Origin of the sequence: Mycolicibacter heraklionensis, from assembly GCF_019645815.1 — a bacterium.
In the GTDB taxonomy this organism is placed as follows: domain Bacteria; phylum Actinomycetota; class Actinomycetes; order Mycobacteriales; family Mycobacteriaceae; genus Mycobacterium; species Mycobacterium heraklionense.
Genome location: NZ_CP080997.1, coordinates 4197015 through 4220132 on the forward strand (window position 1 = coordinate 4197015; position 23118 = coordinate 4220132).

Below are 23118 nucleotides of genomic sequence, written 5' to 3' on the forward strand. Positions count from 1 at the left end.
GAGACTTTGTCGACATCGCGTGTCTGGCAAGTTCTCAGTAGAATAAGTACCTTATTGCCCCAGGCAGGGATTGTCCCTGCGGGGGCAGACGCAGGTGCGGAGACCAATGCCGATCATCCGCATCGCGCCGACGTGCGAGCGACGCGCGCCGGGACCAAGGACTCGGAGGCCCCTGAGGACATGAGTGACGGCGATAACGCCACTCCTGGCCGCTGGGCGCCGGAGGGCAATGACGACGACGGCGACCATCAGCTGATGACGATGACGCCGCCCGGCCCCGCACCCTGGGAACGCTGGCAGAACCCGTCCTCGGACGACGCCCCCCGTCGGCGAAGCGGGTCGCGTCGCCGCAACGGTGGCAACGGCTCGGTGAGCGTTGCTGAACTGATCGCCAGGGTCAACGCGGACGCCCCGCCGTCCGGCGGGCGCAGCCAACGCCGGACCATCCCGGACTCACCGTCAGTTCCCGAAGCACCCGAGCCCGTCGGGCCCGTTTCGGTATCCGAACCGGAAGCCCGCTATGTGCCGGCGCTCGACCTCGCCGATGCACCGGCCCCGATGCCCGACATCGCCGAAGTGGCCTACCCGTCGGAAGTACCCGACCTCGACCGTATTCACGGCACGTCACTGCTGCCGGCCGTCGCCCCCGACGAAGACGAGTGGGCGCGCACCACCGAGATGCCGCCGGCGCGGATCGACCCGCCTCGCCACACCGGCCCGGCGGACGCCGAACCGGTCCCGCACGGGCCCCACCACCGCGCGAAGCTCGCGGGCCGGGCGGTCGCCGCCATGATGGCGATTCTGGCCCTGGTGCTGACGGGTTCGGCCTGGCAGTGGAGCTCGTCGAAAAACCGCAGCCTCAACCACATCAGCGCGCTGGACCCCAACTCGCACGACATTCTCGATGCGGCGGGCCAATACGGCGACGAGAACTTCCTGATCGTCGGCGCGGACACTCGCGCCGGCGCCAACAGCGATATCGGCGCCGGGAGCACCGAGGACGCCGAAGGAGCGCGCTCCGACACCATCATGCTGGTCAACATCCCGGCGAACCGTAAACGCGTGGTGGTGGTGTCGTTCCCGCGCGACCTGGCGATCACCCCGATCCAGTGCGAGGCCTGGAACTCCGTGACCGGCGCCTACGGACCGATCTACGACGAGGAAACCGGAACCTACAGCGACGACATCGTCTACACCGAGACGAAGCTGAACTCGACCTACGCCTTCGGCGGACCGAAGTGTCTGGTCAAGGAGATCCAGAAGCTGTCCGGGCTGGCGATCAACCGGTTCATGGCCGTCGACTTCGTCGGGTTCGGCAAGATGGTCGACGCGCTCGGCGGCGTCGAGGTGTGCACCCCCAGCCCGCTGTACGACCTTGTACTGGGCAGCGTCCTGGAGGACTCCGGCCGCCAGCGCGTCAACGGCGGGACCGCGCTGAACTACGTGCGGGCCCGACACGTCACCACCGAGGACAACGGCGACTACGGCCGCATCAAACGCCAGCAGCTGTTCTTGTCGTCGCTGCTGCGTTCGTTGATCTCCACCAACACCTTCTTCTCGCCGACCAAGCTCAACAATGTGGTCAACATGTTCATCGGCGACAGCTCGGTGGACAACGTCACCACCAAGGACCTGGTGAACCTCGGCCAGTCGTTGCAGAAGGTCGCCGCCGGGCACATCACCTTCGTCACGGTGCCAACCAGCGAGACCGATGAGAACGGCGACGAGGTCCCCCGGATGGACGACGTGCGGGCACTGTTCGACGCCATCATCAACGACGACCCCCTGCCCGGCGAGAACGACCACAACGCGACCTCGGTCCCGACCACGGCGGCAGCCAGTCCCACGACCCCGTCCACGTCCCTGCCCGGGTCACCGGCCGCCCCGGCACCCAAGCCGCTGAGCGAGCAGGTGCACGCGGTCACGACCTCACCCGCCGATGTCACGGTGCGGGTGTCCAACGCCACCGAGCAGTCCGGCCTGGCCGGCGCCACCTCCGAGGGCCTGCAACAGTGGGGCTTCAACGTCGACAACGCCGACGACTACCCCGGCACCGTGAAGTCCACCAAAGTGTTGTACTCCCCCGGAAACGAGCAGGCCGCCGCCACGGTGTCCTCGGCGCTGTCGGGCGCACCGATCGAGAGAGTCAGCGGGCTGGGCAGCATCGTCCGCGTTGTCCTGGGATCGGACTTCCGCACCGTGACCAAGCCCGCGGCCAGCGGCTCGCAGGTCAGCGTGCAACTCAACCGCGGCGCCAGCGTCGAGCCGACCGAACTGCCCGACGATCTGACCGTCACCAACGCCGCCGACACCACCTGCGAGTAGCGCCGCTTCCGCCCAACCCGCGCGAATCGCGGTCCACGGTTAGTCTTGAGGGCATGCGAACCGCGTACCACGAGCAACTCTCGGATCTGGCTGAACAGCTCGGCACGATGTGCGGCTTGGCCGGGGCAGCAATGGAACGCGCCACTCAGGCCCTGCTGCAAGCCGACCTGATGCTGGCCGAGCAGGTGATCACCGATCACGAGAAGATCGCCGCAATGAGTACCCGCGCCGAGGAAAGCTCCTTCGTGCTGTTGGCGTTGCAGGCCCCGGTCGCCGGGGATCTGCGAGCCATCGTCAGCTCCATTCAGATGGTGGCCGACATCGACCGGATGGGCGCGTTGGCCCTGCACGTCGCCAAGATCACCCGCCGCCGTCATCCGCAGCACGCACTGCCCGAAGAGGTGAACGGCTACTTCGCCGAAATGGGCAGGCTTGCAGTCGAGTTGGGCAACAGCGCCCAAGAGGTGCTGTTGTCGCGCGACCCGGAGAAAGCCGCCCGGATCCGCGAAGAAGACGACGCGATGGACGACCTGCACCGGCATCTGTTCTCGGTGCTGATGGACAAGGAGTGGCGGCACGGGGTGGCCGCCGCCGTGGACGTGACGCTGCTGGGCCGGTTCTACGAGCGGTTCGCCGATCACGCCGTCGAGGTCGCTCGCCGGGTGATCTTCCAGGCCACCGGCAAGTTCCCCGACGAGCACACCCTGCCGTCAAGCGAGTAGTGCGTCGATCGCCCGGTAGATGCGCTGTTCGCTGACCGGGCGTGGGGTGCCGAGCTGTTGCGCCCACAGACTCACCCGTAGCTCTTGGATCTGGCGGGCGATGTCGCGCACGTCGTTGTCGCGATGGCGCGCCGTGGGCAGGGCCGACAAAAGGTCCTGGTAGGCGTCCTGCACCGCCTGTACCCGGGCCATCCGTTCCCGGTCGGCCTGCAGTGCGCGGGGCAGCTGCTCCACCCGGCGGCGGATGGCGGTCAGATAGCGGGTGAGGTCCCCCAGATGTGCCCGGCCGGTCGCGGTGACGAACCCGGGCGCCAGCAGCGCGTCCAACTGGCCGGCGATATCGGCGATCGCCTCGGCCTGGCCGGCCGGCGCCTGCGCCGGTAGCGCCACTTGGGTGTCCCGGGCAGCGGCCAGCACCTGCGCGACCCGCGTCACCACATCGGCGGTGGTGGGGACCAGCGCGGCGGCCACCCGGTTCCGCAGTGCGATGTACTCGTCGCGGGTCCACACCGGCGCCGGCGTCAACGCGTCGGTCGCGGCGTCGGCGCAGTCATCGATGAGCGCCGCCAACGACCCGTTCGGGTTCGCCTTGAGCATCAGACGTGTCTGCGAATCCAGCTGACGTTCAACCGTTTTGACCGGCGAAGGAATGTCACAGCGCAGCAGCCGGCGGATACCGGGCCCCAGCGCGGACCGCTGCTGCGCCTCGGTGGAGAACACCCGCAGTTGCGCGGTGGCGCCGGCGTCGGCGAAAGCCGGGAAGCCACGAACGGCGCGCCCGGCCACCACCCGCTGCACGGCGCGCGGCAACGTGTCCAGGTCGTCCGGCCAGCTGCGCAGCCCGCTGCGCTCCAGTTCGGCGCCGACCGCATCGGCGACCGCCTCGCGGGCGGACGTCGCCAGTCGGTCCTGCAAGGCGCCGAGGTCTTTGCCGCGAGCCACTTCGGTGCCGTCGGCGGCCTCGACGGCGAAGGTGACCCGCAGGTGAGCGGGCAGTTTGGCCAGGTCGAAGGCGTCGATCGGCACCAGCACGCCGGTGCGGCGACGCAGTTCGCGGACCAGCGCCTCCAGCAGTGGTTCGCCTTCCGGCCCGATTGCCGACAGCACCGCGCGGGCGGTGTCGGGGGCCGGGACGAAGTTGCGTCGCAGATCTTTGGGCAGGGACCGGATCAGCGCGGTGATCAGCTCTTCGCGCAGCGCCGGTACCTGCCAGGCGAACTCGTCACCGCCGAGGCGTGCCAGCACATCGATCGGTACGTGGACGGTGACGCCGTCGTCGGCGGCGCCCGGCTCGAAGCGGTAGGTCAGCGGCAACGCGAGATCCGCGGTCGCCCAGTTGTCCGGCCGGTCGGCGCCGAGTGTCTCGTCGGTGCGCAGCAACTCGTCGCGGGTGAACGTCAGGAGGTCGGGCGTGGCCTGCCGTTGCTTCTTCCACCAGCCGTCGAAGTGCCGCGCCGAGACCACCTCGGCGGGAATGCGGGCCTCGTAGAGGTCGTAGACGGTGTCGTCGTCGACGATCAGGTCGCGACGCCGGACCCGGTCTTCCAGCTCCTGCAGTTGGTCACGCAGCGCGGCGTTGTCGGCCAGGAACCGGTGCCGGGTTGCCCAGTCGCCCTCCACCAGCGCATGCCGGATGAACAGTTCACGGGCCGCCGCCGGCTCCACTCGGGCGTAGCCGACCCGGCGGCGCGCCACCAGCGGAAGCCCGTAGAGCGTCACCTTTTCGAAGGCCATCACCTCGCCGCGCTTGGCGTCCCAGTGCGGTTCGCTGTAGCTGCGCTGCACCAGGTCTGCCGCGACCCGCTCGACGGTTTCGGGTTGGATGCGCGCAGCGGTACGCCCGAACAGCCGGCTGGTCTCCACCAGCTCAGCCACCATCGTCCAGCGTGGTGGTCGTTTGGCCAGCACCGAACCGGGGGCCAGCACGAATTTCGAGTTGCGCGCGCCGGCGAACTCGCGGCCGTCATCGCGTCGCATTCCGACGTGCGACAACAACCCGGCCAGCAGTGCGGCGTGGATGGCAGCCGGCTGGGCCGGCTCGCCGGATTCACGGATGCCGATATCGGCTGCGATGCTGCGCAGCTGGCCCACCAGGTCCTGCCATTCCCGGATCCGCAGGTAGTGCAGGAACTCATTGCGGCACATCCTCCGAAATGCGCTGCCGCTCAGAGATTTACGCTGCTCTGACAGATACGACCACAGGTTGAGGTAGGCGGTGAAGTCGGAATCGTCGTCGACGAACCGGGCATGCTTGGCCCGGGCCGCCTCCTCCCGATCGACCGGCCGCTCCCGCGGGTCGGGAATGGTCAGGGCGGCGACGAGCACCAGCATCTCGCGCACACAGCCCTCGGTCTCGGCGGCCAGGATCATCCGGCCCAGCCGCGGGTCCACCGGCAGCCGGGCCAGCCGGCGCCCGACATCGGTGATCGCACCCTGCGCATTGAACGCGCCGAGCTCGACCAGCAGCGCGACCCCGTCGCGGATGCTGCGCGAGTCGGGCGGGTCGAGGAAACCGAAGTCTTCCACCGCACCGAGCCGCAGCGACGCCATCCGCAGCAGCACCGCGGCCAGGTTGGTGCGCAGCACCTCGGGATCGGTGTAGCGCGGGCGGGTGTCGAAGTCGGCTTCGCTGTAGAGCCGGATGCACACCCCGGGCGCGGTACGGCCGCACCGGCCGCTGCGCTGGGCGGCGGAGGCCTGCGAGATGGGCTCGATCGGCAGCCGCTGAACCTTCAGCCGGCGACTGTAGCGCGAGATGCGCGCATTGCCCGGGTCGATCACGTAGCGGATGCCCGGCACGGTCAGCGATGTCTCAGCCACGTTGGTGGCCAACACGATCCGTCTGCCGGCGCGCGCCGGGGCGAATACCTTCTGCTGTTCGGCGGTGGACAGCCGCGCATACAGCGGCAGCACCTCGGTGTTGACCAAACCGCCGAGGGCCTCTGCGGTGTCGCGGATCTCGCGCTCGCCGGACAGGAACACCAAGATATCGCCGGGTGGTTCGGCGGACAGTTCGTGCACCGCGTCGACGATCGCCTCGATCTCGTCGCGGGTCTCGGTGCGGATGATCTCGTGATCCGGGTCGTCCGGGTCATCACCGGCGGCCGAGTCGACCGGCAGCTCCAATGGGCGATAACGGATTTCCACCGGGTAACTGCGGCCGGACACCTCGACGATCGGCGCTCCCCCGCCGTGCCCATCTGCGAAGTGCGCTGCGAAACGCTGGGGTTCGATGGTGGCCGAGGTGATGATCACCTTCAGGTCCGGGCGGCGCGGCAACAACTCCCGCAGGTAGCCGAGAAGGAAGTCGATGTTGAGGCTGCGCTCGTGGGCCTCGTCGATGATCAGCGTGTCGTAGCGCAGCAGCCGACGGTCCCGTTCGAGTTCGGCGAGCAGGATACCGTCGGTCATCAGTTTGACGCACGTGCGCGTCGACACCCGGTCGGCGAACCGGACCGCATACCCGACGACATCGCCGAGCGGGCTGCCCAGTTCGTCGGCGATGCGCTGAGCAACGGTGCGGGCGGCCAGCCGCCGCGGCTGGGTGTGGCCGATGGTGCCGCGGATACCGCGGCCCAGTTCCAGGCAGATCTTGGGCAACTGGGTGGTCTTACCGGAACCGGTCTCGCCGGCCACCACCACGACCTGGTGGTCCCGGATCGCCGCGGCGATCTCGTCGCGGCGGCTACTGACCGGCAGGTCGGGATAGCGGACATCCGGCACCGCGGCGCGCCGCGCGGCCACCAGTGCCTGCGCCTCGTCCATCCGCTGCGCCAGCTTTCGCAACTGCTCCGGCTTTGCGCCGCGCAGGTCCTTCAGGCGCCGGCCGAAATAGACCGCGTCCCGAACGGTCAGCTCGTCGAGGAGCGTGCGCAGCTGCGCGACGGACGGTTCGACCACTTCGCGAAGCATACGGGCTGGGTCGGCTTGCCTGTCATCTGGCTTTTAGCCAGTCCATATCGACGTCATCAGAATTCCACCAGAATTCCACCGTTAGATCATGGCCGTTCACCGTAGCGTAACCTGCGTTCACCGCATTAAATGGGAAGTAACCCGGATCGCACGCAATTGTTGGGAATTGGCGGCCGGGTTTATCCGGTGATGCCGCACCAGCGGCCATCACCCTAATTTGTGTGCGAAAGGGCAATGTGAAACTGAACGGAATTGGTGCGACGCTGGGCATTGTGGCGACCGGCGCGTTGGTGTTATCCGGGTGCGGCAGCGACAAGAACACCGACACCGCGGAGAAGACCACCTCGGGCTCGGCGGCCGCCGGCGGAAACTGCGGCGGCACGGAAACGCTCAAAGCCAGCGGCTCGACCGCCCAGCAGAACGCGATGGCCCGGTTCGTCAAGGCGTTCATCGACGAGTGTTCGGACCACAACGTCAACTACACTGCCAACGGATCGGGCGCCGGTATCCGGGAGTTCGTCGGCGGCCAGACCGACTTCGCCGGCTCCGACGTCCCGCTGGGCGCCGACGACTACGCCGAGGCGCAGCAGCGCTGCGGGTCCCCGGCATGGAACCTGCCGGTGGTGTTCGGTCCGATCGCGATCACCTACAACATCCCCGGCGTCGACAATCTGATCCTCGACGGCCCGACCGCCGCGAAGATCTTCAACGGCACCATCACCAGCTGGGATGACGCGGCGATCAAGGCGCTCAACCCGACGGCCACGCTGCCCGCCCAGCCGATCCACGTGGTGTTCCGCAGTGACGAGTCCGGGACCACCGACAACTTCCAGCAGTACCTGGATGCCGCCTCCGGTGGGGCCTGGGGCAAGGGCGCCGGAAAGTCCTTCAACGGTGGCGTCGGCGAAGGGGCCAAGGGCAATGACGGCACGGCCGGAGCCATCGCGGCCACCGAGGGGGCGATCACCTACAACGAATGGTCATTCGCCCAGGCCAAGAATCTGTCCACCGCCCAGATCGTCACCTCCGCCGGTCCCGACCCGGTCGCGATCAGCACCGAGTCGGTCGGCAAGACCATCGCCGGCGCCACCATCAAGGGGCAAGGCAACGACCTGGTACTCGACACGGCGTCGTTCTACCAGCCGACTCAGACCGGCTCGTACCCGATCGTGCTCGCCACCTACGAGGTGGTGTGCTCGAAGTACCCGGACGCCGACGTCGGCACGGCGGTGCGGTTGTTCCTGAAGTCCACCATCGGCGCGGGCCAGAGCGGTCTGGCCGACAACGGTTACGTGCCGATCCCCGAGGCTTTCAAGGCTCGCCTGGCGTCCGCGGTCGACGCCATCTCGTGACCCCCGGGAATCCATCGACGCCGCTGATGAACAACCGCTCGTCGCGAGGCGAGCGGTTGTTCCGGGCGGCCGCGGTCTCGGCCGGATCGACAGTGGTGGTGGCGATCGCGCTGATCGCGATCTTCCTGCTGGTGCGCGCTTTCCCGTCGTTGCTCGCCAACGAGGCGAACTTCTTCACCAGCCCGGAGTTCCGCACAGGAGATCCCGACCACCTGTCGTTCGGCATCCGGGACCTGCTGATGGTCACGGTGTTGAGCTCGGTATTCGCATTGACGCTGGCGGTGCCGATTTCGGTCGGTATCGCGGTCTTCCTCACCCAGTACGCGCCCCGGCGGCTGACCCGACCGTTTGCCGTGGTGATCGACCTGCTGGCGGCGGTGCCGTCCATCATCTTCGGCCTCTGGGGAATCTTCGTGCTGGCACCGATGCTGGTGCCGATGATGCGCTTCCTGCGCAGCCACTTCGGCTGGCTGTTCCTGTTCCATAAGGGCAATGTGTCGCTGGCCGGCGGCGGCACGATCTTCACCGCGGGAATCGTGCTGGCCGTGATGATCCTGCCGATCATCACCTCGGTCTCGCGGGAGGTATTCCGCCAGACCCCCTTCGCCCACATCGAAGCCGCCCAGGCCCTGGGAGCCACCCGGTGGGAGGTGGTCCGCATGGCGGTGCTGCCCTACGGCCGCAGCGGCGTGATCGCCGCGGCGATGCTGGGCCTGGGCCGGGCGCTGGGCGAGACGGTCGCGATGCTGATCATTCTGCGGGCCGCCGCACAGCCCGGGAATTGGTCGCTGTTCGACGGCGGGTACACGTTCGCATCCAAAATCGCCTCGGCGGCCGCGGAGTTCAGTGCCCCGCTGCCGACCGGCGCCTACATCGCTGCGGGGTTCGCATTGTTCGCGCTCACGTTCTTCGTCAACGCCGCCGCCCGCGCGGTGGCCGGCGGCAAGGTCAACGGATGACAGCCCAACTGCTCGACGCACCGGTCAAACCGTCGGTGTCACCTCGCCATCACCTCAGCATGCGGCGCCGGGTGACGGACAAGATCGCCACGGCGGCGTTCTATTCCTCGTTCGGCGTCGCGGCGATCCCGTTGGTCTGGCTGCTCTGGGTCGTGGTGGCCCGCGGTTGGCACGCGATCGCCAGTCTGAGCTGGTGGACGCACTCACTACGCGGCGTCCTGCCCGAAGAATTCGCCGGCGGGGTGTATCACGCGCTGTACGGCACCCTGGTGCAGGCCGGGGTAGCCGCCGTGTTGGCGGTACCGCTGGGGCTGATGACGGCGATCTACCTGATCGAGTACGGCGGCGGCCGATGGGCGCGATTGACCACCTTCATGGTCGACGTGCTCGCCGGGGTGCCTTCGATCGTGGCGTCACTGTTCGTCTTCAGCCTGTGGATCGCCACCCTGCGATTCGAGCAGAGCGCGTTCGCGGTGTCGCTGGCGCTGGCTCTGCTGATGTTGCCGATCGTGGTGCGCTCCACCGAGGAGATGCTGCGCCTGGTCCCCGACGAACTGCGGGAGGCCAGTTACGCACTGGGGGTGCCGCGATGGAAGACGATCCTGCGCATCGTCATTCCCACCGCGCTCTCGGGCATTCTGTCGGGAATTTTCTTGTCGATCGCCCGGATCATCGGTGAGACCGCCCCCGTGCTGGTGCTGGTGGGCTACAGCCGGTCGATCAACTTCGACATCTTTCACGAGAACATGGCCTCGCTGCCGCTGCTGATCTATTCCGAGCTGGGGAACCCGCAGGCGGCCGGGGCTGCCCGAGTCTGGGGTGCGGCGCTGACGCTGATCATCCTGGTCGCAATCAGCGCGATCGTGGCAGCCGTGGCGACTCGGCTCACCTCGGTCCACGACCGCTGACCCATCAGCCCCGCAGTTCAGCGAGGCTCGACGAAGGAGAGCCGAAGCTGGGACCGCGGCATCAGCCCCGCGGTTCAGCGAGGCTCGACGAAGGAGAGGCGAAGCTGGGACCGCGGCATCAACCCCGCGGTTCAGTGCCCCCCACCAGTTTCACCACCCGGTTGTTGCCCCGGTCGGCGACGTAGAGGGTGCCGTCCGGACCAACCACGACCTGCAGCGGGGTGTTCAGGCCGGTGAACGGCAGCTTTGTCTGGGTATTGGACCCGGCGGCCAGCTTCAGCACGGCGTGGCTGCTGTGGTTGGTGACGAAGACGTTGCCGGCACCGTCAACGGTGACGCCCCACGGGGCATCGAGACCGGTGAACGGGAGCACGCTCTGGGTGTTGGATCCGGCCGCAAGCCGCACCACCCGATCATTGTCGGTGTCGGTGACGTAGACGTTGCCGGCGGAGTCGAGAGCCACGTCGTCGGGGTTGTGCAGCCCGGCGAACGGCAGCACCACCTGGGTGTCGGCTCCGGCGGGCAACTTGACCACCCGGTTGTTACCCCGGTCGGCGACGTAGACGCTGCCGTCGTTGTCCACCACCAGGCCTTCCGGATAGTTCAGCCCGGTGAACGGCAGCTCGGACTGAACATTGGAATCCGGGTCCAGCTTCACCACCCGATTGTTGAAGTCGGTGACGTACACCGCACCGGCCCGATCGACGGCTACGCCTTGCGGTTCGTAGAGCCCGGTGAACGGCAGCATCACCGGGGCGTTCGATCCCGGTTCCAGCTTCACCACCCGGCCGTACATGCTCTGGTTGGTGACGTAGACGTTTCCGCTACTGTCCAACGCCAACCCGCCCGGGGACAACCGGAAGCTCAGACCGTCCAAGGGCAGCACACTCTGCCCATTCGCCGACGCCGACGCCGCGGGGGACGTATCCGAGCGGTGGGTGACCGCGTAACCACCCACGCCGACTGCGACCAGCAGCGCCGCGGCTGCCGCGGCCGGCACCAGCCATCGGCGGTCGCCGCGGTTCTTTGCCTCGGCGGCGAATACCGGTGCGGCAGCCGGGGACTGCTGCGCCGGCCGGTCCCGCCAACCGGTGATGGCGGGCCGCATCTGCGTCTGATCCTGCGGCTGGTCGTAAGAGTTCGGTTCGTAGCCGCGGTGCTCGTAGCCGACCGACTGCTGCCGGTACCCGGAGGCGGGAGAGCTCCCGCCGCCGTTGGTGGCAGCGCCGACGGAGCTGGCCATTCGGGTAGCCACGCCACCCTGCTGCACGATCATCGCGGCCTGATGCTGCTCCGCGGTGGTCAGCGCGTCGTGCGCGGCACGGGCCAGGTCGCCGGCGCTGCTGAATCGCTCCCGCGGATTCTTCGCCATCCCCCTGGCGATCACCTGGTCCAATGCGATCGGCACCAGGCCCGGCCGCAGCTGACTGGGCCGCGGGGCGGGCTCCATCAGATGTGAGGCGATCAGTCGTTCAATGGTCTCGCTCCGGTACGGCTGCACACCGCTCAGACACTCGCTCAGCACACAGGCCAGCGAATAGATGTCGGCACGGTAGTCGACTTCGGCCCCACTGAACCGCTCTGGCGCCATGTAGTTGTAGGTGCCCAGCGCCATCCCGGTCTGGGTCAGGCCGGGATCTGCCGCGGCGCGGGCAATGCCGAAATCGACCAGGTAGGCGAAATCATCCCGGGTGAGCAGGATGTTCGCCGGCTTGATGTCGCGATGGGTGATTCCGCCGGCGTGTGCGGCGTCCAAGGCGGCGGCCACCTGTTCGATCACCGCCACCGCTCGCGCCGGGGCCAGCGGGCCGGAGCGCTGCAACTCCATGCCGAGGTCGTTGCCGTCGATCAGCCGCATCTCGACGAACATCTGTCCGTCGATCTCGCCGTAGTCGTGGATGGGCACCACATGCGGCTCGGTCAGTCGGCCCGCCGCGTCGGCCTCACGCTGCATCCGGCTTCGGAACGCCGGATTGTTCGACAGCACGGGGGCGATCAGCTTCAGTGCAACCGATCGGTGCTTGCGGGTGTCTTCGGCCTCATAGACCTCACCCATACCGCCTCGCCCCAGCAGCCGGAGCAACCGGTATGGACCGAATTGGGAACCCACCTGCGAAGCCAGCCCGCTGTTGTTCACGACGCTCCATTCACCGGTCACGATCGACATCAAGCAATCAACTGTTGCGTGAACAGAAGATTAATCAAAGGTTACCAGTGAAAATGGAACTCCGCAGATCTAGAAGATCAGGAAATAGCGTCGACCGCCGTCTTCAATTTCGACGTGAATTCCGGCGGCAGCGGAATATAGCCGTACTGGTCCAGGTCCTGCTGTCCGTCGCCGATCGCCGCTTGCATAAACGCCTTGACCGCTTGCGCCGTCGCCGAGTCGGGGTATTGCGAGCAGACGATCTCGTAAGTCACCAAGACGATCGGGTAGGCGCCCGCCACGGTCGGTTTGTAAAACGAGGAGGTGTCCACCACCAGATCGTTTCCGGCACCGCTGAACTTGGCTCCGGCGATGGTCTTATCCACCGAGTCGACGGAGATGGTGACCGGTTGCGGGCCCGCCGACGTGACGATCTGGGCCATGTTGAGCTCGCGCCCCACCGCATAGGACCACTCGTTGTAGGTGATCGACCCCTCGGTGGTTCGCAACAGCGCCGAGGTGCCGTCGTTGCCGGCGGCCCCGACACCGGTACCGCCGTTGAAGGTCTTGCCCACACCGCGGCCCCAGGAACCGTCGGAGGCGACGTCGAGGTACTTCTGGAAGTTGTCGGTGGTTCCGGAGTCGTCGCTGCGGAACACCACGTGGATGGGCTCGGCGGGCAACGCCGCGTCCTTGTTGAGAGCTTTCAGCGCGGGGTCATCCCACTTGGTGATGGTGCCGTTGAAAATCTTGGCCAACGTGGGACCGTCCAGGTCGAGTTCGTTGACGCCGCCGATGTTGTAGGTCACGGCAATCGGGCCGAATACCGTCGGCAGGTGCCAGGGCGTCGAGCCGCACCGCGCAGCCACCCGCTGCGGCTCACCGTTCGACGGATCAAGCGGCGAGTCGGATCCGGCCAATTCGGTTTGCCCACTGGAGAATTCAGCGATGCCGTTGCCGGACCCGTTGGCCCGGTAGTCCAGGGTGTAGTCCGGGCAGGCCCGAATGTAGGCGTAGACGAACTGTTCGATCGCGTGCGCCTGGGCCGTCGAACCGCTCGCGGTCAGCTTCTGCTTGCCGCCGCACTGCACCGCTGAGGAGCCCGACCCTGACGCCGACGACGATTGGCCCCCACCGCAGGCCACGACCATCAGCAGTACGGCCGCAAGGAGACTCGAGGCGATACCGAACCGGTTGATCGTCAACGGCGCTCCTTCGGCGGTCAGCGTGAAAACCACACGGTAGCCGAATCCGGTAATAAGTCAGCCAAAGCGGCCCGAGATGTAGTCCTCGGTTTCCTTAAGTCTCGGATTAGAGAAGATCTTCTCGGTGCCGTCGATCTCGACCAACCGGCCGGGTTTGCCGACGGCCTCCAGGTTGAAGAACGCCGTCTGATCGCTCACCCGCGCGGCCTGCTGCATGTTGTGGGTGACGATGACGATGGTGTAGTCCTGCTTGAGCTGGGAGATCAGCTCCTCGATGGCCATCGTCGAGATGGGATCCAACGCCGAGCAGGGCTCATCCATCAACAGCACGTCGGGTTGCACCGCAATCGCCCGCGCGATGCACAGCCGCTGTTGCTGACCACCCGACAGCCCGCCACCGGGCTTGTCCAGCCGGTCCTTGACCTCATTCCACAGGTTCGCCCCGCGCAGCGACTGTTCGACGGTCTCGTCGAGCAACTTGCGATTGCGCACGCCTTGCAGGGTCAGGCCGGCGACCACGTTGTCGCGGATCGACATGGTGGGAAACGGGTTTGGGCGCTGAAACACCATCCCGATCGCCTTACGCACCCCCACCGGGTCGATGCCGGGTTGGTAGATGTCCTCGCCGTCCAGCAGCACCGAGCCCTCGACCCGCGCTCCCTGGATGACCTCGTGCATCCGGTTGAGCGTGCGCAGCACCGTCGACTTGCCGCAGCCCGAGGGACCGATGAACGCGGTGACACTGCGTGGTGGTACCGACAACGTCACGTCGGCCACCGCGTGAAACGACCCGTAATAGATGTTGACGTCGCTCAGGTCCAACCTTTTGGCCACTGGCAGCCTTCTCCTCACTCGACTCAACCTGTCCCGGCCTGAATGTTCGACGGCCCAGACCTTCTTGGAGCAACGATCTGGGCGCCAGCCTAGCCACGATCTTGAGTCCTGCAATGTGGAGGGACGCACTGGCTCTGCCAAAGTACGCCGCGAAGCGTGGCGCAGGACCTTCGGTCGATATCCGAAATACGCTACGCCCCAGGCGGTTAAGCTGCCCAGCGTGACGCCTGCGATCGCCTAGCCGAAGCGGCCGGAGATGTAGTCCTCGGTTTCCTTGAAGCTCGGGTTGGAGAAGATCTTCTCGGTGCCGTCGATCTCGACCAACCGGCCGGGCTTGCCAGCCTCAACCAGGTTGAAGAACGCCGTCTGATCGCTCACCCGCGCCGCCTGCTGCATGTTGTGGGTGACGATCACGATGGTGTAGTCCTGCTTGAGCTGGGAGATCAGCTCCTCGATGGCCATCGTCGAGATGGGATCCAACGCCGAGCAGGGCTCATCCATCAACAGCACATCGGGTTGCACCGCAATCGCCCGCGCGATGCACAGCCGCTGCTGCTGACCACCCGACAGCCCGCCACCGGGCTTGTCCAGCCGGTCCTTGACCTCATTCCACAGGTTCGCCCCGCGCAGGGAGAACTCCGCGGTTTCGTCGAGCTTTTGGCGGTTGCGGATTCCCTGCAGCTTGAGCCCCGCCACCACGTTGTCGCGAATTGACATGGTGGGGAAGGGATTCGGTCGCTGAAACACCATTCCGACGGCTTGACGGACTCCCACCGGGTCGATTCCCGGACGGTAGATGTTCTCGCCGTCGAGCAGCACCGAACCCTCGATTCGGGCCCCCGGGGTGGTCTCGTGCATCCGGTTGAGCGTGCGCAGCACCGTCGACTTGCCGCAGCCCGATGGACCGATGAACGCGGTGACGCTGCGTGGCGGTACCGACAGCGACACGTCGGCCACCGCGTGAAACGACCCGTAATAGATGTTGAGGTCGGTGAGGTCCAACCTTTTAGCCACCGTGCAGCTCTCCTTGTTCGCCCACCGCTACGCGCTGGTTGTCGAGACAGATCTAGAACTTCTTGGGAGCGAAGATGCGTGCCCCGAACCTGGCCGCGACATTGAGTATCGCGATCAGCAGGATGAGCGTCAGCGCGGCGCCCCAGAGACGGTCCGTGGGAACCGCGCTGGCGCCCGCCCCCGCCGAGGTCTGGTCATACATCATTCCCGGCAGCGACCCCATGAAGCCGTGGAACATATCGAAATTCATGGCCTGCGAATAGCCGACCAGGATCAACAGCGGCGCGGTCTCGCCCATCACCCGGGCCAGCGCCAACAGGATTCCGGTGACGATGCCCGACAACGCGGTCGGAATCACGATGCTGGTGATGGTCTTCCACTTCGGTGCGCCCAGCGCGTAGCTGGCTTCGCGCAGGTCCATCGGAATGATCCGCAGCATCTCCTCGGTCGCGCGCACGATCACCGGCACCATCAGCAGCACCAACGACAGCGACACCGCGAACCCGGATCGGTGAAATCCCAAGGTGGCCACCCACAGCGCGTAGATGAACAGCGCTGCGACGATCGACGGCACTCCGGTCAGGATGTCGACCGAGAAGGTCGCGAGCTTGCCCAGGCGGGTGCCGGCACCGTATTCGACGAGATAGATCGCGACGAAGATCCCGACCGGGATCGAGATGGCCGCGCACAGCAGTCCTTGCAGTAGCGTCCCGACGATCGCATGGTAAGCGCCGCCGCCGGCCACGAATGCCGTCATACCGGCCTGCGAGTGCGTCCACCAGGTACTGGTACTGACGACACCGAAACCGAATTTGAACACCGAGTACATCACCCACACCAGGGGCACCAACGCCAAGGCCATCGCGAAGGTGACCAGAAGCGTCGCAATCGAATTGGCCATCCGGCGGCGCACCCCGACCCCGGCGAACGTGCGCAGCTTCACGGGCCGGTCCAGCAACGCGGTCATGAATGCACCTTCTGGGTGATCGCGACGCGCGCCAGCGCGTTGACGATGAGCGTCAGCACGAACAGCACCAACCCGGCTGCGATGTAGGCACCCGCCTTGTACTGATCGTTGAACTCCGATGCGGTGGCGGCGATCTTGGTGGCGAAGGTGGAACCGCCGTCGAACAGCGACCAGTTGAACGCCTTCTGGGTGGAGCGCAGGATGATCAGCAACGCCACCGTCTCACCGAGCGCGCGGCCCAACCCCAGCATCGCGGCGCTGATGTAGCCGGAGCGGCCGAACGGCAACACCACCATCTTGATGACTTCCCAGCGGGTGGCGCCCAGCGCCAGCGCGGCCTCGACCTGGCCGCGGGGCGTCTGGGCCAGCACCTCGCGGGTGACCGCGGTGATGATCGGCAGGATCATCACCGCCAGCACGATTCCGCCGATGAAGATGGTGCCGCCGCCCGCCACCGACGCGTTGCCGTCGGCGAACAGGAAGATTCCACCGAGATGTTCGTTGAGCCATAGCGCGGTGCCGCGCAACTGGGGGGCCAGCACGTACAGGCCCCACGCCCCGTAGATGATCGACGGCACGGCGGCAAGGAGCTCGACCATGTAGCCCAGGAGCCCCACCAGTCGTCGGGGCGCGTATTCGGCGAGATAGACCGCGACGCCCAGAGCGACCGGCATGGCCAGCACGAGCGCGAACACCGAGACGAACACCGTCACCTGCAACATCTCCGCGATGCCGAAGTGCATGGCGGAGGTGTTGGTGGTGACCCAACTGCCGCCGTAGGTGAAGAAATTCTCCCGGTTGCGCTGCAATGCCGGTATCGCCCGAAGCAGTAGGAAGCCCCCGACCGCGCTGATCAACACGATGATCAGCACCCCGGAGCCTTCTGCCACCAGGCGGAACAGCCGATCTTGCAGGCGACTTCCGGTGGAACGCACCGCCGTCCGGATCACCGACGGCTTCGATGCAGGCGCGGACACAGACGAGTCGGCGATGCTTGACACCCCCTCATCGCTTGCGGCACGGCGGCTACTGGATCGCGTCGATGGCGGCACTGAGGCGCCGTTTCAACTGGTCCGGCAACCGAACGTAACCGGCGGACGACAATTCGTCCTGGCCGCTGGTGGAGGCCGTCCTGAGGAAGGACTTCACGGCCGCCGAGGTGTCGGGGTCGTAGCCTTTGGAGCAGACGATCTCATAGGTCACCAAGACTAGCGGGTAGGCAGCGGCCTGCTTGGTGCCGTAGAGCGACCTCAGGTCCAGCCGCATGTCGTTGCTGTCCTCGGAGACGAATCCGGCCGACTGGATCGCCACACCGGCCGATTCGTCGGTCGCGGCGACCACTCCGGAGCCCGAGTCGATCATCGCCGACCGGAGGTTGGCCTGGTCGGCGAAGCCCTTCTCGACGTAGCCGATGGCACCCGGCGTGCTCTGCACCGCCTGTACCACCCCGGCCGACTTCTGCGCACCCTCGCCGACGCCGCCCTGGAATTCGCTGCCTTCGCCCTTGGTCCAGGTCTGCGGCGCCGCGGCGCTGAGGTACTTCTGGAAGTTGTCGGTGGTGCCCGACGAGTCCGAGCGGTAGATCGGCGTGATGGCGATCGCCGGCAGTTCCACGCCCGGGTTGAGGGCGACCAGCGCGGGATCGTTCCAGCTGGTGATGGCACCGCTGAAGATCCGGGCCAGCACGTCACCGTTGAGGACCAGGTTCTCCACTCCGTCGAGGTGGTAGGCCATGCTGACCGGCCCGAACACCAGCGGCAGATGCCATGCCGGGTTCTGGCCGCACCGGTCGGCCGCCTCGGCGACTTGGGCTTCGCCCAGCGGCGAGTCCGAACCGGCGAAGTCGACGTGCCCGGCGATGAACTGTTCGCGGCCCGCACCCGACCCGGTCGGGTTGTAGGACAGGTTCTTGCCCGAGCACTGCTTGCCCCACACCTGGTTGAACACTGCGATCGCGTTCTGCTGAGCAGTCGATCCCTCGGCGGTCAGCGTGTTCTTACCGGCGCACTCGGCGGAGTCGGCTTTGCCCGCGGTGGTACCGGTCCCCGCCGGGCTTGCGGTGTTGTCATCGCTGCCGCAGCCACTGAGCGCCAGACCGGTCATCGCGGCCGCCACCAGCGCAAGACCCGCCTTTGTGCGTTTCATCAGTTCTCGCTTTCTCGCTTCCGGTTCAAATCTCTCCGGGAACGTATGCGGCACTTATGGATGGCAACCACATGGCAGATGAACGGGCGGTGAATAGATTTCGGCGCCGCCTCAAGGCTGATCCGCTGCGGCGTAAGCGGTGTCGACACTGTGCACCACAAAACCCAACTGCTGGTAGGTGCGCAACGCCGCTGTGTTGTCGGCCTCGACGTAGAGCAGCACAATCGGCGAGTCGACATCGGCGAGCCGGTCCGCCAGGTAGGCCAGGCCTACCTCGGTGAGCACCCGGCCCAGACCGCGGCCCTGAGCGGCCGGATCGACTCCCACGACGTAGACCTCTCCGGCGCTTTCGGCGCCCGGTTTGCCGGCGTGGATCTTGGTCCAGTGAAACCCCAACAGCTCGGGCCCGTCGAACGCCAGGAACAGCCCGGCCGGATCGAACCACGCCTCGGCTCGCCGCTGCGCCAGATCCTCCGCCGTCCAGCCGCCCTGCTCCGGATGCCAGGAGAACGCGGCGTTGTTGACCCGCAGCAGTTCGGCGTCGTCGGCGGGACCCGCGTAGGTACGGATCGACACCCCCGGCGGGATCGTCGGCTGCGGCAGTCCGCGCAGCGAGCGGCGCATCTGCAGCAACTCGCGCACCGTGGCCAGGCCCAGCGCCGAGGCGGTGGACTGAGCGGCGGGCAGTGTGCCATGCGCCCAGAACCGGGTGCGGCCGTCGGTTCTGGCCAGTGCGGCGCGGGCCATCGCCGCCCCGATACCGCGCCGGCGGGCGTGCGGCGCCACCACCAGCTCCGCCATCGGCGCGGCGTCCGCCGAGCCGGCGGTCAGGTTCAAGTACCCCAGCACCGTTGCGCCGTCACCGGCGACCAAGTGTTCGGTGCGGGACGCGGCGAGCTCCCGCAGTACCTGCTCACCTACCGGGGCGACGCCGTCGTGGTCGCCGGCGGCAGTGATCAGCTCGCGAATCTGCCGCTGCTCCTCATCGGTCAGTGCGGCGTGCCACTGCGGGGCGGTCACTGACTGGTCAGGGGCTCGGGCGCACCGCCGTCGGCGCCGTCGAGGTCCTCCACCGATTCGTCGTCCCCGTCGTCCCCCTCGTCGTCGGAGGCGGCCGAGGAATGACCCCGCACCGGCCGGACAGCCTTGTATCCGACGTTGCGGACCGTGCCGATCAACGACTCGTATTCCGGCCCCAGCTTGGCGCGCAACCGCCGGACGTGCACGTCGACCGTGCGAGTACCACCGAAGAAGTCGTAGCCCCAGACCTCTTGCAACAACTGCGCCCGGGTGAACACCCGGCCGACATGTTGGGTGAGGTACTTCAGCAGCTCGAACTCCTTGTAGGTCAGGTCCAGCGGCCGGCCCCGCAGCCGCGCGGTGTAGGTGCCCTCATCGATCACCAGCTCGCCGAGCTTGGTCTGGCCCGACGCCTGCTCGGCGGCCGGCGCGCCGCGGCGACCGGTCAGCAGGCGCAACCGGGCGTCGGTCTCGGCGGGCCCGGTACCTGGAAGCAGAATTTCGTCGATACCCCACTCGGCGTTGACCGCCACCAGTCCGCCCTCGGTCACGATGGCGACCACCGGGACCGACCCCGCGGTGGCACTGAGCAGCCGGCACAGTCCGCGCGCCGCGGCCAGATCGGTGCGCGCGTCGACCAGAACCACCTCGGCCGAACCGGCCTCGAGCAGCGCAGAAACCTCTGGCGCCGCTGTCCGCACGGTGTGCGCAAGCAGGGACAGCGACGGCAGCACCCCGTCGGGGTGCAGGTCAGCGGTCAACAGCAGTAGCTCCAACGAGGCCCTCCAGCGTCCCAGGTGATCTAACGATAGCGTGCGACCTGCCAGAATGACCGAGTGCGCAGGGTGCTTATCGGTATGTCGGCCGCGTTAGCGGCCCTGGTCGTGGTTGCCGTCGGGGTCGATTTCGGCGTCAGCGTCTACGCCGAGTACCAATTGTCCCGGGCGGTACGCCGCGCCACCGACCTCCGCGCGGACCCGTTCGTGGCCATCCTGGGCTTCCCGTTCCTGCCGCAGGCGCGCCGCGATCACTACGACGAGGTGGAGATCAAGGCGCCCGCCGTCGAGCAGCCGATGATCGGCAAGTCGATGCTGGAGGCCACCATGCACTCGGTCGACCTGACCGAAGCCACGTGGCGGTTCCGGCCGGACGCCCCGATCCCGGTGGCCAGGTTGGAGAGCCGGATTATCATCGGCTCTGTGCATTTGGGCCGCTACCTGGGCATCCGCGACCTGATGGTGGAAGCCCCGCCGGCCGAGACCAATGACAACACCGGCGGCACCACCGAATCCGGAATCTCCAGTAGCCACGGACTGGTATTCACCGGCACCCCAGCGGGTTTCGGCAAACGGGTGAGTGTGGCGGTGGACCTGTCGATCGCCGGGCCGGACCACAGCACGTTGGTCATCACCCCGACCGGCATCCTCACCGGCCCGGACACCGCCGACCAGGATGTGCCCGACGCGCAGCGTGCCGCGGTGCTCACCGCATTCCGCGGCAGCCTGCCCCAGCAGCGGCTGCCGTTCGGGTTGGTCCCGACCAGTCAGGGCGCCCGCGGCTCCGATGTGATCATCGAGGGCATCGCCGACGACATGACGGTCACCTTGCCGGAGTTCCGCCAGCGATGAGCATCGTTGCGATCGTTGCCGCCCTGGTGTTCGCCGGTGCGATCGGCTGGTGGCTGAACCGACGGGCCGGAGTGTTGCGCGAGCTGCCCGACTCCCGGACCGGCGACGACGCCACCGCCGATTCCGATGCCGCCTTTCTGGGGCTGGAACCCGGGCGCCCGGCGGTGGTGCACTTCTCCGCGCCGTGGTGCGGACCGTGCGCCGGCGTGCGCCGGGTGGTGGAAAAGGTCTGTGACGACCTCGGGGGCCCGGAGAAGGTGGCTCATCACGAAGTCGACATCGATGCCAACCCCGATGCCGCCCGCAGGTTCTCGGTGCTGTCGCTGCCGACCACAGTGATCTTCGACACCGACGGGCGCCAGCGGTACCGCATCGCCGGTGTCCCCACATCGGCGGACCTGCGTTCCGCACTGGAACCTCTGTTGGCCTGACCGGCCCTGCGTTGGGTACGCTGTACGTCGTGTTCGCCCGCACTGAGCTTGTGCTCACCAAGCGCCGCACAGTCGACCTGTGCCGCACCGCGGGCTGCTGCTGTTGTCGTTGTCGCTGAGACGCGCGTTTTCGCGTCGCTATCGGAGCCGCCCGGGAAGCCGTGGCATGTCTCCACCAGCCACTCGCCACGACAACAACAGGGAGCATTTCATGCGGGACATCGACACCGACACCACCCAAATACAACAGGTAGACGTCCGGGGTCCCCGGTTCGCGGCCTGGATCACCACCGCCGTACTGGTGGCCGTCCTACTCATCTCCGCACTCAGCCCGCTGGGTGCGGCCACCCTGCTGGCCGCCCAAGCCGTCGTGTTCGCGGTCGGTGCGGCATGGGGCCCCCGCCGCCACCCCTACGGACGGCTGTTCGCCCGGCTGGTGGCGCCGCGGCTGGGGCCGGTCACCGAGCGTGAGCCGGTGGCGCCGCTGCGCTTCGCCCAGCTCGTCGGCCTGGTGTTTGCCGTGATCGGCGTCGCCGGCTTCGCCTTCGCCCCGGCGCTCGGCCTGATCGCGACGGCGTTTGCGCTGGCGGCGGCCTTCCTCAACGCCGCCTTCGGCATCTGCCTGGGCTGCCAGCTCTACCCACTCGTCGTACGCCTGCGGCCGACCACGGCGTGACCACAGCATTTCCCTGGAAGTAACCGGAAAGGATTCCCCCATGGCACGCTCGGACGTCCTGGTCTCCACCGACTGGGCTGAGAGCAATCTCGACGCGCCCAACACCGTCTTCATCGAAGTCGACGAAGACACCAGCGTTTACGACATCAACCACATTCCGGGTGCGATCCGGCTGGACTGGCGCAAGGACCTGCAGGACCCGGTACGGCGCGACGTCATCGACGAGGCCGCGTTTTCCAAGCTGCTCTCCGAACGCGGCGTCGCCAATGACGACACCGTGATCCTCTACGGCGGCAACAACAACTGGTTCGCCGCCTTCGCGTACTGGTACTTCAAGCTCTACGGCCACGAATCCGTCAAGCTGCTCGACGGCGGCCGCAAGAAGTGGGAGCTCGACGGGCGTCCGCTGTCGTCCGAAACCGTCAGCCGGCCGGCCACGTCGTACAGCGCCAAGCCGCTGGACGAGTCGCTGCGGGCCCGCCGCGACGAGGTAATCGCCGCGATCAACACCAAGAACCTCGTCGACGTGCGCTCGCCCGAGGAGTTCTCCGGCAAGATCCTGGCCCCGGCGCACCTGCCTCAGGAGCAGAGCCAGCAGCGCGGCCACGTCCCGAGCGCGATCAACGTGCCGTGGAGCCGTGCCGCCAACGAGGACGGCACCTTCAAGTCCGACGAGGAGCTGGCCAAGCTCTACGCCGACGCCGGCCTGGATGGTCACAAGGAGACCATCGCCTATTGCCGTATCGGTGAGCGCTCGTCGCACACCTGGTTCGTGCTGCGTGAGCTGCTCGGACATCGCAACGTCAAGAACTACGACGGTAGTTGGATGGAATACGGCTCCCTGGTGGGCGCCCCGATCGAATTGGGAAGCTGA

At 67.1% G+C, this 23118-nt stretch carries 21 protein-coding genes; 10 read left to right on the top strand and 11 right to left on the bottom strand.

Features of this window, described 5'->3' with window-relative positions:
- The first annotated feature begins 180 nt into the window (after positions 1 to 180).
- Together K3U94_RS19955 and phoU are read left to right on the top strand one after the other, a co-directional pair.
- A complete protein-coding gene (locus K3U94_RS19955; RefSeq protein WP_220694803.1) occupies positions 181 to 2325 on the top strand; it encodes an LCP family glycopolymer transferase in 2145 nt (714 codons plus the stop codon).
- Positions 2326 to 2378: 53 nt separating this feature from the next.
- A complete protein-coding gene (gene phoU / locus K3U94_RS19960; protein ID WP_047318210.1) occupies positions 2379 to 3047 on the top strand; it encodes a phosphate signaling complex protein PhoU in 669 nt (222 codons plus the stop codon).
- Here the strand turns inward: phoU and hrpA are convergent.
- Positions 3036 to 6959, bottom strand: a complete 3924-nt coding sequence (gene hrpA, locus K3U94_RS19965) for an ATP-dependent RNA helicase HrpA (RefSeq protein ID WP_220694804.1) — start codon at positions 6957 to 6959, stop codon at positions 3036 to 3038. The two genes, phoU and hrpA, sit on opposite strands and share 12 nt — an antisense overlap.
- A gap of 22 nt (positions 6960 to 6981) precedes the next feature.
- Positions 6982 to 7167: a hypothetical protein gene (locus K3U94_RS19970; RefSeq protein WP_220694805.1), complete on the bottom strand. Its 186-nt coding sequence runs from the start codon at positions 7165 to 7167 to the stop codon at positions 6982 to 6984.
- Positions 7168 to 7195: 28 nt separating this feature from the next.
- On the opposite strand from K3U94_RS19970, the gene pstS (K3U94_RS19975) reads away from it, so the two are divergent.
- From pstS (K3U94_RS19975) to pstA (K3U94_RS19985), 3 genes are read left to right on the top strand one after another with little or no spacing between them, the layout of a single operon-like run.
- Positions 7196 to 8311: a phosphate ABC transporter substrate-binding protein PstS gene (gene pstS, locus K3U94_RS19975; RefSeq protein WP_220696884.1), complete on the top strand. Its 1116-nt coding sequence runs from the start codon at positions 7196 to 7198 to the stop codon at positions 8309 to 8311.
- A gap of 26 nt (positions 8312 to 8337) precedes the next feature.
- On the top strand, positions 8338 to 9270 hold the full coding sequence (pstC, locus tag K3U94_RS19980) for a phosphate ABC transporter permease subunit PstC (RefSeq protein WP_220694806.1): 933 nt from the start codon (positions 8338 to 8340) through the stop codon (positions 9268 to 9270).
- Positions 9267 to 10178, top strand: coding sequence for a phosphate ABC transporter permease PstA (gene pstA / locus K3U94_RS19985; RefSeq protein WP_220694807.1), 912 nt, complete (start codon positions 9267 to 9269; stop codon positions 10176 to 10178). Before pstC (K3U94_RS19980) ends, pstA (K3U94_RS19985) begins: the two co-directional genes overlap by 4 nt.
- A gap of 118 nt (positions 10179 to 10296) precedes the next feature.
- Here the strand turns inward: pstA (K3U94_RS19985) and K3U94_RS23785 are convergent, their stop codons facing one another.
- From K3U94_RS23785 to K3U94_RS20035, 9 genes are all read right to left on the bottom strand, one after another.
- Positions 10297 to 12345, bottom strand: a complete 2049-nt coding sequence (locus K3U94_RS23785) for a serine/threonine-protein kinase PknD (RefSeq protein WP_230987243.1) — start codon at positions 12343 to 12345, stop codon at positions 10297 to 10299.
- A 77-nt stretch (positions 12346 to 12422) separates the two neighbouring features.
- Entirely contained in the window at positions 12423 to 13475 is a 1053-nt protein-coding gene (gene pstS, locus K3U94_RS20000; protein ID WP_047318367.1) for a phosphate ABC transporter substrate-binding protein PstS, read from the bottom strand.
- Between the two features lie 111 nt (positions 13476 to 13586).
- Positions 13587 to 14363 (bottom strand): phosphate ABC transporter ATP-binding protein PstB, encoded by a 777-nt coding sequence (pstB, locus tag K3U94_RS20005; RefSeq protein WP_047318207.1) that lies wholly within the window; start codon positions 14361 to 14363, stop codon positions 13587 to 13589.
- A 237-nt stretch (positions 14364 to 14600) separates the two neighbouring features.
- Positions 14601 to 15377, bottom strand: a complete 777-nt coding sequence (pstB, locus tag K3U94_RS20010) for a phosphate ABC transporter ATP-binding protein PstB (protein WP_047318206.1) — start codon at positions 15375 to 15377, stop codon at positions 14601 to 14603.
- A 52-nt stretch (positions 15378 to 15429) separates the two neighbouring features.
- Complete coding sequence (gene pstA / locus K3U94_RS20015; protein ID WP_047318205.1) at positions 15430 to 16344, bottom strand: phosphate ABC transporter permease PstA; 915 nt, start codon at positions 16342 to 16344, stop codon at positions 15430 to 15432.
- Positions 16341 to 17321, bottom strand: a complete 981-nt coding sequence (gene pstC, locus K3U94_RS20020) for a phosphate ABC transporter permease subunit PstC (RefSeq protein ID WP_230987244.1) — start codon at positions 17319 to 17321, stop codon at positions 16341 to 16343. Before pstC (K3U94_RS20020) ends, pstA (K3U94_RS20015) begins: the two co-directional genes overlap by 4 nt.
- Before the next feature lie 49 nt (positions 17322 to 17370).
- Positions 17371 to 18489, bottom strand: coding sequence for a phosphate ABC transporter substrate-binding protein PstS (pstS, locus tag K3U94_RS20025; RefSeq protein WP_047318203.1), 1119 nt, complete (start codon positions 18487 to 18489; stop codon positions 17371 to 17373).
- A gap of 111 nt (positions 18490 to 18600) precedes the next feature.
- Positions 18601 to 19509 carry a mycothiol synthase gene (gene mshD, locus K3U94_RS20030; protein ID WP_220694810.1) on the bottom strand — a complete coding sequence of 303 codons (909 nt, stop codon included), beginning with the start codon at positions 19507 to 19509 and terminating at the stop codon, positions 18601 to 18603.
- Entirely contained in the window at positions 19506 to 20285 is a 780-nt protein-coding gene (locus tag K3U94_RS20035) for a winged helix-turn-helix transcriptional regulator (RefSeq protein ID WP_047318201.1), read from the bottom strand. The genes mshD and K3U94_RS20035 overlap by 4 nt, the downstream gene beginning before the upstream one ends.
- A gap of 81 nt (positions 20286 to 20366) precedes the next feature.
- On the opposite strand from K3U94_RS20035, the gene lmeA reads away from it, so the two are divergent.
- From lmeA to K3U94_RS20055, 5 genes are all read left to right on the top strand, one after another.
- Positions 20367 to 21137 (top strand): mannan chain length control protein LmeA, encoded by a 771-nt coding sequence (lmeA, locus tag K3U94_RS20040; protein WP_047318200.1) that lies wholly within the window; start codon positions 20367 to 20369, stop codon positions 21135 to 21137.
- Positions 21134 to 21568 (top strand): thioredoxin family protein, encoded by a 435-nt coding sequence (locus K3U94_RS20045; RefSeq protein WP_047318199.1) that lies wholly within the window; start codon positions 21134 to 21136, stop codon positions 21566 to 21568. The genes lmeA and K3U94_RS20045 overlap by 4 nt, the downstream gene beginning before the upstream one ends.
- Positions 21569 to 21618: 50 nt before the next feature.
- Positions 21619 to 21687: a putative leader peptide gene (locus tag K3U94_RS24390; RefSeq protein WP_350355359.1), complete on the top strand. Its 69-nt coding sequence runs from the start codon at positions 21619 to 21621 to the stop codon at positions 21685 to 21687.
- Positions 21688 to 21779: 92 nt separating this feature from the next.
- Entirely contained in the window at positions 21780 to 22244 is a 465-nt protein-coding gene (locus K3U94_RS20050; RefSeq protein ID WP_220694811.1) for a DUF4395 domain-containing protein, read from the top strand.
- 40 nt (positions 22245 to 22284) lie between these two features.
- Entirely contained in the window at positions 22285 to 23118 is an 834-nt protein-coding gene (locus K3U94_RS20055; RefSeq protein ID WP_047318197.1) for a sulfurtransferase, read from the top strand.

Excerpts from the sequence above, each read along its gene's own strand:
- K3U94_RS19955 (WP_220694803.1), top strand. The coding sequence starts at position 181 with ATGAGTGACGGCGATAACGCCACTCCTGGCCGCTGGGCGCCGGAGGGC.
- phoU (WP_047318210.1), top strand. The coding sequence starts at position 2,379 with ATGCGAACCGCGTACCACGAGCAACTCTCGGATCTGGCTGAACAGCTC.
- hrpA (WP_220694804.1), bottom strand. The coding sequence starts at position 6,959 with ATGCTTCGCGAAGTGGTCGAACCGTCCGTCGCGCAGCTGCGCACGCTC.
- K3U94_RS19970 (WP_220694805.1), bottom strand. The coding sequence starts at position 7,167 with ATGGCCGCTGGTGCGGCATCACCGGATAAACCCGGCCGCCAATTCCCA.
- pstC (WP_220694806.1), top strand. The coding sequence starts at position 8,338 with ATGAACAACCGCTCGTCGCGAGGCGAGCGGTTGTTCCGGGCGGCCGCG.
- pstA (WP_220694807.1), top strand. The coding sequence starts at position 9,267 with ATGACAGCCCAACTGCTCGACGCACCGGTCAAACCGTCGGTGTCACCT.
- K3U94_RS23785 (WP_230987243.1), bottom strand. The coding sequence starts at position 12,345 with ATGTCGATCGTGACCGGTGAATGGAGCGTCGTGAACAACAGCGGGCTG.
- pstS (WP_047318367.1), bottom strand. The coding sequence starts at position 13,475 with ATGGTCGTGGCCTGCGGTGGGGGCCAATCGTCGTCGGCGTCAGGGTCG.
- pstA (WP_047318205.1), bottom strand. The coding sequence starts at position 16,344 with ATGACCGCGTTGCTGGACCGGCCCGTGAAGCTGCGCACGTTCGCCGGG.
- pstS (WP_047318203.1), bottom strand. The coding sequence starts at position 18,489 with ATGAAACGCACAAAGGCGGGTCTTGCGCTGGTGGCGGCCGCGATGACC.
- lmeA (WP_047318200.1), top strand. The coding sequence starts at position 20,367 with ATGTCGGCCGCGTTAGCGGCCCTGGTCGTGGTTGCCGTCGGGGTCGAT.
- K3U94_RS20045 (WP_047318199.1), top strand. The coding sequence starts at position 21,134 with ATGAGCATCGTTGCGATCGTTGCCGCCCTGGTGTTCGCCGGTGCGATC.
- K3U94_RS20050 (WP_220694811.1), top strand. The coding sequence starts at position 21,780 with ATGCGGGACATCGACACCGACACCACCCAAATACAACAGGTAGACGTC.
- K3U94_RS20055 (WP_047318197.1), top strand. The coding sequence starts at position 22,285 with ATGGCACGCTCGGACGTCCTGGTCTCCACCGACTGGGCTGAGAGCAAT.